The organism is Candidatus Nitrosacidococcus tergens (assembly GCF_902810445.1).
Classification (GTDB): Bacteria; Pseudomonadota; Gammaproteobacteria; order Nitrosococcales; family Nitrosococcaceae; genus Nitrosacidococcus; species Nitrosacidococcus tergens.
This window is the reverse complement of sequence record NZ_LR778175.1, coordinates 204,016-216,350: the sequence shown is the minus strand read 5'-3', so window position 1 is coordinate 216,350 and position 12,335 is coordinate 204,016. Positions and strand designations below refer to the sequence as shown.

At 37.6% G+C, this 12,335-nt stretch carries 11 protein-coding genes and 1 other RNA gene; 5 read left to right on the top strand and 7 right to left on the bottom strand.

The window, feature by feature from the left end:
- Positions 1-53: 53 nt before the first annotated feature.
- Genes NSCAC_RS01105 through carA form a run of 4 tightly spaced genes read right to left on the bottom strand, consistent with a single transcriptional unit; the run spans position 54 to position 5,569 of the window.
- Complete coding sequence (locus NSCAC_RS01105; RefSeq protein WP_197744606.1) at positions 54-683, bottom strand: RlmE family RNA methyltransferase; 630 nt, start codon at positions 681-683, stop codon at positions 54-56.
- Positions 684-691: 8 nt separating this feature from the next.
- Positions 692-1,168, bottom strand: coding sequence for a transcription elongation factor GreA (gene greA, locus NSCAC_RS01100; protein ID WP_197745242.1), 477 nt, complete (start codon positions 1,166-1,168; stop codon positions 692-694).
- 2 nt (positions 1,169-1,170) lie between these two features.
- Positions 1,171-4,392: a carbamoyl-phosphate synthase large subunit gene (gene carB / locus NSCAC_RS01095; protein ID WP_197744605.1), complete on the bottom strand. Its 3,222-nt coding sequence runs from the start codon at positions 4,390-4,392 to the stop codon at positions 1,171-1,173.
- 7 nt (positions 4,393-4,399) lie between these two features.
- Positions 4,400-5,569 carry a glutamine-hydrolyzing carbamoyl-phosphate synthase small subunit gene (gene carA, locus NSCAC_RS01090; RefSeq protein ID WP_232085948.1) on the bottom strand — a complete coding sequence of 390 codons (1,170 nt, stop codon included), beginning with the start codon at positions 5,567-5,569 and terminating at the stop codon, positions 4,400-4,402.
- A gap of 155 nt (positions 5,570-5,724) precedes the next feature.
- Between carA and hemB the strand changes: the two genes are divergently transcribed.
- Both hemB and aroE read left to right on the top strand, forming a co-directional pair.
- The gene (gene hemB, locus NSCAC_RS01085) at positions 5,725-6,744 is read left to right on the top strand and encodes a porphobilinogen synthase (protein WP_456298407.1); all 1,020 of its coding nucleotides are present in this window, start codon (positions 5,725-5,727) and stop codon (positions 6,742-6,744) included.
- A 6-nt stretch (positions 6,745-6,750) separates the two neighbouring features.
- Entirely contained in the window at positions 6,751-7,578 is an 828-nt protein-coding gene (gene aroE / locus NSCAC_RS01080) for a shikimate dehydrogenase (protein WP_232085947.1), read from the top strand.
- Positions 7,579-7,594: 16 nt separating this feature from the next.
- On the opposite strand, the gene ssrS is transcribed toward aroE, so the two are convergent.
- The 3 genes from ssrS to NSCAC_RS01065 all read right to left on the bottom strand — a co-directional run bounded on the left by ssrS (position 7,595) and on the right by NSCAC_RS01065 (position 8,351).
- Positions 7,595-7,782: non-coding RNA, 6S RNA (ssrS, locus tag NSCAC_RS01075), on the bottom strand.
- Between the two features lie 30 nt (positions 7,783-7,812).
- Positions 7,813-8,142, bottom strand: coding sequence for a cell division protein ZapA (locus tag NSCAC_RS01070; RefSeq protein WP_197744603.1), 330 nt, complete (start codon positions 8,140-8,142; stop codon positions 7,813-7,815).
- Entirely contained in the window at positions 8,139-8,351 is a 213-nt protein-coding gene (locus NSCAC_RS01065; RefSeq protein WP_197744602.1) for a TIGR02449 family protein, read from the bottom strand. Before NSCAC_RS01065 ends, NSCAC_RS01070 begins: the two co-directional genes overlap by 4 nt.
- Before the next feature lie 171 nt (positions 8,352-8,522).
- Between NSCAC_RS01065 and pepP the strand changes: the two genes are divergently transcribed.
- The 3 genes from pepP to NSCAC_RS01050 are packed head-to-tail and all read left to right on the top strand — an operon-like array spanning position 8,523 to position 12,286.
- Positions 8,523-9,833 carry a Xaa-Pro aminopeptidase gene (gene pepP, locus NSCAC_RS01060; protein WP_197744601.1) on the top strand — a complete coding sequence of 437 codons (1,311 nt, stop codon included), beginning with the start codon at positions 8,523-8,525 and terminating at the stop codon, positions 9,831-9,833.
- A gap of 6 nt (positions 9,834-9,839) precedes the next feature.
- Positions 9,840-11,051 carry a 2-octaprenyl-6-methoxyphenyl hydroxylase gene (ubiH, locus tag NSCAC_RS01055; RefSeq protein ID WP_197744600.1) on the top strand — a complete coding sequence of 404 codons (1,212 nt, stop codon included), beginning with the start codon at positions 9,840-9,842 and terminating at the stop codon, positions 11,049-11,051.
- A complete protein-coding gene (locus NSCAC_RS01050) occupies positions 11,048-12,286 on the top strand; it encodes a UbiH/UbiF/VisC/COQ6 family ubiquinone biosynthesis hydroxylase (protein ID WP_197744599.1) in 1,239 nt (412 codons plus the stop codon). The genes ubiH and NSCAC_RS01050 overlap by 4 nt, the downstream gene beginning before the upstream one ends.
- Positions 12,287-12,335 lie beyond the last annotated feature (49 nt).

The following is a 12,335-nucleotide window of genomic DNA, read 5'->3' as shown; positions in this document are numbered from 1 at the left end:
AAATTAATTTCACACTGTTGATAGCATCTGTAAGTATTTATGTTTACCAAGTCTCATAATTTACTTTTTTTCAATTTCTTTGCAAGAATATAGACTTCACGACTACAATCCCTTGAAGCCATAGGTTTGATAATTCGTGTTTGGTAAAAATATTCATGCATAGAATTATAAAAAATCTGAAATCCAGCACCTTGAAAGCTTTTCATAAGTAGTGAGCCACTAGGTTTCAAGTAATTTAAAGCGAAATCAAGGGCTAACTCCCCTAAATAAACAGATCGGGGCTGATCAGTTGCTATTATACCACTCATATTAGGAGCCATATCTGATAGTACAATATCCACACTGTGGTCTCTTAATACGCTCTTTAGCTCATTTAAAGTTTCCTCTTCACGAAAGTCCCCCTGAATAAAACTAACTCTAGATAGAGGAGACATCGAGAGAATGTCCAATGCAATTACTTGCCCTGTTTGCCCTGTTTGCTCAGAGGCTACTTGGGACCAGCTACCCGGAGCTGCTCCAAGATCTACGACAATCATTCCTGATCTTAGTAGGTTCTCTTTTGCATTAATCTCTTGTAGCTTAAAAGCAGCTCGCGATCGGTATTTTTGCTCCTTTGCTTTTAAGACAAAAGGATCTTGAAAATGTTCCTGTAACCAACGAGTACTACTACCTTTTTTACTCATTAAAGATTTTATTTATAATCTACCATAGTAATTTCATAGCTTATTACTCTGCTTGGTGCTTGAACTTGTACCTCATCTCCAATTTTTTTTCCAATCAACGCTCGTGCAATAGGGGAGTTTACTGAAATTTTATTTTCTTTTATGTCTGCTTCTAAATCTCCAACAATCTGGTAGCTTACCTCATCTTCTGTTTCTATATTTATGAGATTAACTGTTACACCAAATACTACCCTATCATCTTGCTTTAATTGATTTATATCAATGATTTGTGCTTGAGCTAGATTCTGTTCTAGCTCACTAATACGAGCTTCAATAAAACTTTGTTCTTCTCTAGCGGCATGGTATTCTGCATTTTCTTTGAGATCACCATGAGCACGAGCTTCAGCAATTGCTGATATTATTTTTGATCGATCTACAGACTTAAGCTTATGTAACTCTTCACGAAGTTTTTCAGCACCATTTTTCGTTAGCGGTATTTTATTTATACTCATGCTTTTACTCCTTGCTGTAGATCTTGTAATCGACAAACTGAATCTGCTACTCCTAAACGCATTGCCTCACAGGTTGCCCAAGCACCTGTCAAGGTTGTAGTATATGTTACTTTGTACTGCAGTGCAGAACGACGGATAGCGTAGGAATCGGAGACTGCTTTACGTCCTTCTGTAGTATTGATAATTAGATCAATTTCATCATTCTTAATCATATCTACAACGTGAGGTTGCCCTTCAAATACTTTATTAACTCGAGTATAAGGAATGCTTTCTTGATCAAATATTAAACTTGTACCTTCTGTAGTTAATAATTCAAATCCCAACTGAATAAGTGTTCTTGCAATAGGGGCTACTCTTGGTTTATCACTATCTCGGACGCTAATAAAAGCTTTGCCCCCTTTAGGAAGCACTACTCCTGCACCTAGTGATGCTTTGTAGAAGGCTTCCCCAAAGGAATATCCAGTGCCCATAACCTCGCCGGTTGATTTCATTTCAGGGCCCAAAATAGGATCTGATCCAGAAAATTTGATAAAAGGAAACACGGCTTCTTTTACGGAAAAATGTTTCGGGATAACTTCCTTAGTGATATTCTGCGATATTAAGCTTTTCCCTACCATACAATGTGCAGCTATCTTTGCTAAGGGTACTCCTGTAGCTTTAGAGACAAAAGGAATAGTACGGGAAGCCCTAGGATTAACTTCGAGTACATAAATATCATTTCCTTGAATCGCAAATTGCGCATTAATTAGACCAATTACTTTAAGCTCTTGAGTAATTATTCGCATTTGTTCTCGTAGCTTATTTTGTATCTCTATTTTTAAGCTAAAAGGAGGCAGTGCACAGGCAGAATCACCTGAATGAATCCCTGCCTGCTCAATATGCTCCATTACTCCGCCTACAATCACCTGTTTTCCATCACTAACTGCATCTATATCTACTTCGATAGCATCATCTAAAAAGCGATCCAAAAGTACTGGAGAATTATTAGAGACACTTACAGCCTCTCTCATATACTGATTGAGGTCATCTTTACTATAGACAATTTCCATGGCCCTTCCACCAAGGACGTAGGATGGCCGAACTACTAAAGGATAGCCAATTTCATCAGCAAGCTGGATGGCACTTTCTTGGGTGCGAGCAGTTCTATTTGGAGGCTGTTTTAATCCAAGTTGAGAGATAAAGCGCTGAAATCGTTCTCTATCTTCAGCTAAATCAATTGAATCTGGCGTTGTACCAATGATAGGAACACCTACAGCTTCTAGAGGTCTTGCTAATTTTAATGGGGTTTGCCCACCATATTGAACAACTACCCCTTTAGGCTGCTCTAAAATAATAATTTCTAAAACATCTTCAAGGGTAAGTGGTTCGAAATATAACCTATCAGAAGTATCATAATCAGTAGATACTGTTTCTGGATTACAATTAACCATGATAGTCTCATAGCCATCTTCCTGTAGGGCAAATACAGCATGTACACAGCAATAGTCAAATTCGATCCCTTGCCCAATTCTATTAGGTCCACCACCCAGAACAATAATTTTATCTCGCTGAGAAGGCGCTCCTTCACACTCTTCATCATAGCAAGAGTAAAGATAAGCAGTGGTTGTTGCAAACTCAGCACTACAAGTATCTACTCGCTTATATACAGGATGTATATTAAGATTATGCCGGTACTTTCTAACCTCTTCCTCTGTAGTCCTTAATAAAGTCGCAAGACGGCTATCTGAAAATCCTTTACGTTTTAATTGATAGATTTGATCCTTAGTTAATTGTAATAAACTTATATCTTTTAAATTTTGTTCAGTGTAAATCAGATCCTGAATTTGGGATAAGAACCAAGGATCAATCCCACTTAATTCATAAATCTCTGCAATTGAGAATCCAACACGAAATGCATCTCCAATATAATAAAGTCGCTCCGCTGAAGGGACACGCAATTGATATCTTATGGTTTCTTTGGCAGTATCTAGGTCAGTTGCTATTTTTTCCTGAAATCCATCCATTCCTGTCTCTAAACTCCGAATGGCTTTTTGCAAAGATTCTTGGAAACTCCTCCCTATAGCCATCACCTCACCTACAGATTTCATCTGAGTAGTTAGGCGAGGATCAGCTTTAGGAAATTTTTCAAAAGTAAATCGAGGGATTTTTGTAATGACATAATCTAATGCAGGTTCAAAAGAAATAGGTGTACTACCACCTGTAATTTCATTTTGAAGCTCATGTAAACTATAACCAACTGCAAGTTTTGCTGCAACTTTCGCAATAGGAAAGCCAGTTGCTTTAGAAGCTAAAGCAGAAGAGCGAGACACCCGAGGGTTCATTTCGATGACAATTAAGCGTCCATCTTTTGGATTAACTGCAAACTGTACGTTAGATCCTCCAGTATCAATTCCTATCTCCCGTAACACAGCAATAGATGCATTGCGCATCAACTGGTACTCCTTATCAGTTAAGGTTTGGGCAGGAGCTACTGTAATAGAATCTCCGGTATGTACGCCCATAGGATCAAAGTTTTCAATAGCACAAACAATAATACAATTATCTGTATAATCCCGTACTACCTCCATTTCGAACTCTTTCCATCCAAGAATAGATTCTTCAATTAAAATTTCTGAGGTAGGACTTAAATCTAATCCATGTTCACAAATTTCTAAAAACTCTTCTCGATTATAGGCAATACCACCTCCTGATCCACCCAGAGTAAATGAGGGACGAATAATAACTGGAAACCCAAAACCTATTTGAACCTCTTGAGCTTCTTGGAGATTGTGAGCAATACCTGAGCGAGGCATACTCAGTCCAATTTTCTCCATAGCTTGTCTGAATAGATCTCGATCTTCAGCTCTATTAATCGATTCTTGGTTTGCCCCAATCATCTCTACCTCATAATCCACCAAGATTCCATTCCGGGCGAGGTCTAAAGCACAATTTAAAGCGGTTTGCCCTCCCATAGTAGGAAGTAGTGCATCAGGGCGTTCTTTAGCAATAATATTGCTGACTATTTCCCAAGTAACTGGTTCAATATAAATTGAATCTGCAATATCTGGATCGGTCATAATAGTAGCTGGATTAGAGTTAACTAAAATGACTCGATACCCCTCTTCTTTAAGAGATTTACAAGCCTGTACACCAGAATAGTCAAATTCACAAGCTTGACCTATCACAATAGGTCCAGCACCTAAAATAAGGACGCTTTCAATATCAGTCCGTTTGGGCATATATAGCCTATATACTTAAATTAGAATTATTTTTTTGCATTAATCGTATAAAGCGATCAAATAGTGGTGCAATATCATGAGGACCAGGGCTTGCTTCAGGGTGGCCTTGAAACCCAAAAGCAGGTTTATCTTTATGCTTAACTCCCTGTAGAGTCCCATCAAACAAAGATCGATGAGTAGGCTGTAGGCTATTTGGTAATATTTGTTCATCGATAGCAAATCCATGGTTCTGACTGGTAATGATTACTTCTTTTGTTTCCAAATCTTGAACTGGATGATTAGCACCATGGTGGCCAAATTTCATTTTTTGTGCTTTCGCACCACAAGCTATAGCAAGCAATTGGTGCCCTAAGCAGATTCCAAATAGTGGGATATCTTTATTTAACAGCTCTTGAATTGATGCTATTCCATAATTGCAAGTTTCTGGATCTCCTGGACCATTAGAAAAAAGCACTCCATCAGGTGATAAATCCATTACTCTTTGAGTAGAGGTTTTGGCAGGTACTACAGTCACTCTACAATTGCGATCAACAAGCATACGTAAGATGTTATGTTTTACACCAAAATCATAGACAACTACATGGAATCTACTTTTAGAATTAGAATGAATATCTATAGTTGAATCATTTTTTATAAGCTGCCAACTTCTATGATTCCAATGATAGGATTCTTTGGTGCTCACAAGATCTGCCAAATCCATTCCTTTAAGACCTGGAAAAGCACGAGCTTTTGCTATAGCCTCTTGTTCATTTATATTAACTCCTGCCATAATACACCCGCTTAATGCACCCTGTTCCCGTAGATGACGAGTTAGCTTTCGTGTATCTACATCTGCAATAGCTACGATTTGGTGGCGGATTAAAAATACACTTAAAGATTCCTGAGATCGCCAATTACTAAAAGTAGGTGCATAATCTCGGATAATTAACCCACTAACATGTACATGGCTTGATTCCCAATCTTCACTATTTATCCCCGTATTTCCAATATGAGGATAGGTTAAAGTTACAATTTGCTTGCAGTAAGAGGGATCAGTAAGTATTTCTTGGTATCCTGTCATTGCAGTATTAAAAACTACCTCGCCAACTGCATCCCCATGATGACCAATAGTAGTTCCTCTAAATAAGCTACCATCTTCAAGAGCAAGCAAAGCATTTGGACGCAAGAAAACCTCCATTTATCATGAATAAACAATCAGTAATATAGTTTATAGGCTAACTTATTTTGGATAGGAGATAAAACATTAAGAATATTTAATTTAATGTTATGACATTTTTAATTTCCTATAGAATAATTATATTTTATATTGATTATAGCTGGAGGATCTTAGTTTTGACTATACCTATTTGGGCTAGTAGGCACTTTCCTCGTACTCGATTTCGCCGCATGAGAAAAGATGATTTTTCTAGGAGATTGATGCAGGAAAATTACTTATGTAGTGCAGATCTTATCTACCCAATCTTTATTCTTGAAGGCCAGCGCCGAAGAGAAAAAATTCCTTCTATGCCTGGAATTGAAAGAATAAGTATTGATATTTTATTAAATGAGGCTGAACAATTATTAACTCTTGGTATCCCCGCCATTGCTCTTTTTCCAGTTACCTTATCTGAGCAAAAATCTAATGATGCCGCTGAAGCTTATAACCCTAAGGGATTAGTACAGCGAGCAATACGAGAGTTAAAGCAAAAATTTCCAGAACTAGGAATTATTAGCGATATAGCTTTAGATCCCTTTACTAGTCATGGACAAGATGGGTTAGTAGATTCCAATGGATATGTAATAAATGATCAGACAGTTGAGGTATTAATAAAACAAGCCTTATCCCATGCTGAAGCAGGTGCTGATGTTGTTGCCCCTTCAGATATGATGGATGGGCGTATTAGGATGATTAGAGATGCTCTTGAAGAGCAAGAACATATCCATACTCGAATTCTAGCCTATTCAGCGAAGTATGCTTCTAGCTTCTATAGTCCCTTTCGAGACGCAGTAGGATCGGCAAGTAACTTAGGCGGTGGCAATAAATATAGCTACCAAATGGATCCTGCTAATAGTGATGAAGCCCTTCAAGAGGTAGCTTTAGATTTAGAAGAAGGTGCGGATATGGTAATGATAAAGCCAGGCATGCCTTATCTTGATATTGTTCATCGTGTAAAAACTACATTTAAGGTACCTACTTTTGTATATCAAGTCAGTGGTGAATATGCCATGCTGATGGCAGCAGCTCAAAATGATTGGTTGGATGGAAAAGCGGTGATCATGGAATCGCTCATGAGTATCAAGAGGGCAGGAGCCAATGGCATTTTAAGTTATTTTTCTAAAGAAGTAGCCCTTTGGCTAAAAAATCAATCCTAATTTATTATGGTATCGCTAGGTCTTTATGGAGTCATGGGTAATCCAATTGCTCATAGCCAATCTCCTAACATTTATACCCAGTTTGCTCGCCAAACTAAACAAAATCTGATTTATAAATCAATTTTGGTTGAATTGGGAAATCTACGAGGAGCAATCACCGATTTTTATCGTCAAGGTGGATTAGGATTAAATATTACTATTCCTTTTAAGAAAGATGCTTGGCAATTAGTAAATCATTGTAGTCCTCAGGCACAACAAGCAAGATCAGTAAATACAATTTCAATTCATAGTGATGGTTCTTTATTTGGAGATACTACGGATGGAATCGGATTAATTCGAGATATAACTCAAAACCATAAAAAAGAGTTAAAAAATCAGAATATTTTATTACTTGGTGCAGGCGGTGCTGCAGCAAGTGTAATAGAGCCTATACTTGCTCAAAGCCCTGCTCGCTTAGTTATTGCTAATCGTACTTCTGAGAAAGCAGCTGCACTAGCTCATAAATTCAGTGGACTTGGAAGAATTATAGGTGGGGGTTATAAAGAGCTTATAGGAGATAGCTTTGATTTTATTATCAATGCAACTGCAACTAGTCTGCAGAAAACCTTACCTCCCCTCCCCGAAAATCTGCTTAATTCAAATGGTTGGGTATACGATATGATGTATAGTAATCAACCCACTGTTTTTATGGAGTGGGGTAAGCAACAAGGTGCTGAAAGAACATTAGATGGATTAGGGATGTTAGTAGAGCAAGCAGCAGAGTCTTTTTTTATCTGGCATAAGATCCAACCCAATACTGCCACCATAATTGCTCAATTAAGGGCGTATAATTAGTCGAAGGCTAAAAATTCAAAAACCCGCAGTGCCGTTGTGAATATTGCTCTTGAACCAATTTTAGTTCAAGTGGGTGCACCGTATAATATAGAAGGCTTTCTAGCTAAATAGACATGCACACTTATATTATAAATCCAGCTCCCTAGCATTATCAGTCATAGGGTTAAAGAGTATTAACTCACTGCTCGAACACCGCAGGTATTGCTCATATTACTCTCTAATTTACATTCTTGTCTAGTGATCTGTCTCGCCCTGAGAAGTTATTATTTTGCGAGATTCATCTAATACAGATTTAACTTTTGTTTGAAGAGATTGAATACGCTCGTTTACTTCATAAGGAATAGTTTGCTGATTATTGGATTTAATCAGATCATAGGCAATATTAAGTGCAGCAATTACAGCCACTCTCTCCATACCTACTACTTTATTACTTCTTTTAATTTCTTCTATCTTTTTATTAAGGTACTGTGCTGCAATTAATAATGATTCCTTTTCATTAGGCGAACAAGTAACTTGATAAGATTTACCGGAAATTTGCAGTGTGATCTGAATAGGATCACTCATAGTGCTTGTTCCATAGATCTCAGCCTAGCAATCATCGATTCAACTTTATTTCGAGCAAACTCAGTTTGTTTAATCAGTTTAGTCCGTTCTAAGGAAAGTTCCATGACCTGATCGTGTAGAATTTGATTTTTCCCTTTTAACTGATTGCATAAAGTAATTAATTCATTGACCTGTTGCTCTAACTGTTCGATAGTGACATTTCTAGCCATAGGTATTTAAATACCCCCTAAGTTTATTATCGTTTTAAAAAATTTAATATAATGCTGTATTATTATAAGTGATGACTACTGCAAATGTTAGTTTTATATAGTACTTTAAGCTCTATATTCATACTTTTATCTAGAAAATACACTCTGATTTAGGCTAGATTATAAATCACTATGGACTTAAACGAATTTTCCTATCGCCGTAATCAGTTATTAGGAATGATGGGGGAAGATAGTATTGCTATCCTTCCTACTGCAAATATTCACTATCGTAACCGAGATGCTACCTTTCCTTTTCGAGCAGATAGTAATTTCTACTATTTAACGGGATTTCCTGAACCAGAAGCCGTTGCTGTGCTTATTCCTGAGCGGGATCAAGGAGAGTATATTCTTTTTTGTCGAGAAAGAGATCCTGAAAGAGAAACTTGGGATGGGCGAAGAGCAGGTATTGAAGGAGCTTGTGAAATATATAGAGCTGATGATGCTTTTCCTATTAGTGATATTGATGACATTTTACCTGGTTTATTAGAGGGTAAAGTGCATATTTACTACGCTATTGGCCATGATCAAGATTTTGATCAACGTATAACAGCTTGGATCAATCAATTAAGGAAAGCTACTCGATCTGGAATGCAAGCCCCTATGGAATTGATTATTTTAGATAATTTACTCCATGAAATGCGTCTTTTTAAAAGCAATGAAGAAATAAACACAATCCGCACTGCGGTACGTATTTCAGCAGAAGCCCACATTCATGCGATGCAAGTTTGTCACCCGAATATAATGGAGTATGAAATAGAAGCGGGGTTTTTGCATCACTTTTTCCGCCAGGGGTGTAAAGCACCTGCTTACTCATCTATTGTCGCAGGGGGTAATAACGCTTGTATTCTCCACTACACGGATAATAATACCTCTTTACAATCAGGAGATCTGCTACTTATTGATGCAGGAGCTGAATATGATTATTACGCTGCGGATATTACTCGAACCTTCCCAATTAATGGTCGCTTTTCCCCCGCCCAGAAGACAATTTATGAGCTTGTATTGAAAGCACAGCTAGCAGCGATTGATAAGGTACGTCCGGGGAATCATTGGAATGATCCTCATGAAGCAGCAGTACAGGTATTGACTGAAGGGTTAGTAGCTATTGGTCTACTTAGAGGAGAAGTCAATATACTTATAGAAACTGAAGCCTATCGTAAATTTTATATGCATCGTACAGGACATTGGCTTGGCATGGATGTGCATGATGTGGGTGATTATAAAATAGATGGTCAGTGGCGTAGCTTTGAACCTGGAATGGTACTTACAGTAGAGCCTGGATTATATATTCCAGAAAATTGTCCTGAAGTAGGTAGTCAGTGGTGGGGTATTGGGATAAGAATTGAGGATGATATATTAGTTACCTCTCAGGGATGTGAAGTTTTAACTGCAGCTGTACCAAAAACAGTAGATGAAATTCAAAATATTGTAGGAACCTCTTAGTAATTCATGCCCTCCTTTGATTATGATTTGCTTATTGTTGGTGGTGGTCCAGTAGGAGTAAGCTTAGCTTTAGCTTTAGCCGCACAACCATTACGAATAGGTATCATTGAACTTAGCCCGCAACAAAATAATCTAGATTCTAGAGCATTGGCACTTGCTTTTGGGTCTTTTCGTATTATGGATGGTATTGGCTATTGGGCTGATATTGCTCAAGAGGCTACCCCTATTGAACATATTCATATCTCTAATCGAGGATATTTTGGAGTAACTCGTTTAGATTCTACGCAAATACGCCTACCTGCCCTAGGCTATGTAGTAAAAATAGGATCTCTTACTCAAGCTATTTATCAGAGACTAAAAAACTTTCCTCAAATCGAATTAATTTGTCCTGCAAAAATAATTCAGATTCAAAATAAATCTGATTATATTCAAGCACAAATTACTTTAAATAATGAAATACATACTCTTTCTACCCAGCTATTAATTGCAGCTGATGGAGTCCATTCTGTAGTCCGTCAATTATTGCAAATTCCTGTATATAAAACAGGTTATGATCAAACTGCCATTATTACCAATATTGAGACCGAACACCCACATCAATTTACTGCCTTTGAGCGATTTACAGATACTGGCCCGCTTGCACTGTTACCCTTAGCTAAGGATTATTCTAATGTGGTTTGGACAGTAAAAAATAGCCAAGCACCTTATTTAACTGCAATTAGTGATAAGGAGTTTCTTTCTAGGTTACAAGATCAATTTGGAAATCGCTTAGGAAAATTTATACATGCTGATCAACGCTATGCATTTCCCTTGCAACTTATTAAAACCCGTCAATTAATAAGTAATCGAGTAGTATTTATAGGTAATGCTGCCCACAATCTTCATCCAGTAGCAGGTCAAGGGTTTAATTTAGGTCTTCGAGATGTAGCAGCATTGGCAGAAGTACTAACGCACACCCATAGACAAAATAAAGATTTAGGAAATCAAACAGTTCTGGCTACCTATAAGCAATGGCGACAATGGGATCACCGTATTGTAACTCAATTTACTGATACTCTCATTCATCTTTTCTCTAATAACTATCCTCTATGGGGATTAAGTCGAGGACTAGGTTTAGCTACTTTGGATATTTGTCCTCTCTTTAAAAAAACACTGATGCGACAAGCAGTGGGATTAATAAGGCGGCAGCCTAAATTAGTACAAGGACTCTCATTATGAATTTTAGATCCTCTGCTACCCATTATGATGTACTCATTGTAGGTGCAGGCATGGTAGGTGCTTGTTTAGCACTTGCTCTTAGCCAATCTGAAAAAAAATATCGTATCGCTCTTATTGAAGCTCATCCTCCTGAATTAAATACTTTACTCTCAGAAGATTATGACTTACGTGTAAGTGCTATTACTCGTGCTTCTGAAAATATTTTCAGAAATATACATGTTTGGAGGAATATAGAAGCAAAACGAGTTAGCCCCTTTCGAAAAATGCACGTATGGAACAAAGCCCGTATTGGTGAAATTCACTTTGATAGCACGGAAATTAGTGAGTCCCATTTGGGGCATATTATTGAAAATAAACTGATTCAAAATACTTTGCTTGAAGCCTGTAAAAACCAAGAAAATATTGATTTTTATATGCCGGGGAATCTTCAAGGAATTATTCAAAAAGATGAAAAAATAAGCCTGCAATTAGAGGAAGGTTCTTTCTTAAAGGGTAGTCTAATTGTTGGTGCAGATGGTGCTCAATCTAAAGTAAGAGATCTTGCTGGAATTAGTATCCAAATCAAAGATTATCAGCAAAACGGGCTCGTTGGAACTATCCATACTGAAAAACCTCATGACGAAACTGCTTGGCAACGATTTCTTCCCAGTGGAGGTATTCTTGCCTTTTTACCTCTAAAAAACCCCTATCAATGCTCTATTGTATGGAGCACCGACTCAGAGGAAGCAGAGCAACTAAAGCAATTAAGTAATTCATCTTTTGCTACCGCATTAGGTTCTGCCTTTGAATACCGCTTAGGGGCTACACAAATCATAAGTGAACGTGCTACTTTCCCCTTGCGTAGGCAGCAGGTGAAAACCTATGTACAACCTCGTATTGCTTTAATTGGCGATGCTGCTCATACGATTCATCCCTTAGCTGGGCAAGGTGTGAATTTAGGATTACTTGATGCAGTAGTACTAGCACAAGTATTGAATGATCAAAAAAATAAAGATGTGGGCGATTTCTTAACTTTACGGCGTTTTGAGCGCTGGAGAAAAGGAGATAGTTTTACAGCTCAACTCACTATTGATGGCTTAAAGCATTTATTTAACAGCTCATTATTTCCAATACAAATTGCCAGAAATCTAGGACTAAGTGCAACAGATAAAGCTACCCCGATTAAAAATCTTATTCTCTGCTATGCTTCAGGGCTTAAGGGAGATCTGCCCATCTTAGCTCAGGGGAGATTCTAATTTTTTAGAAAATGCAATTTTAGGATTCTCCACCGAAAATCTACTATAA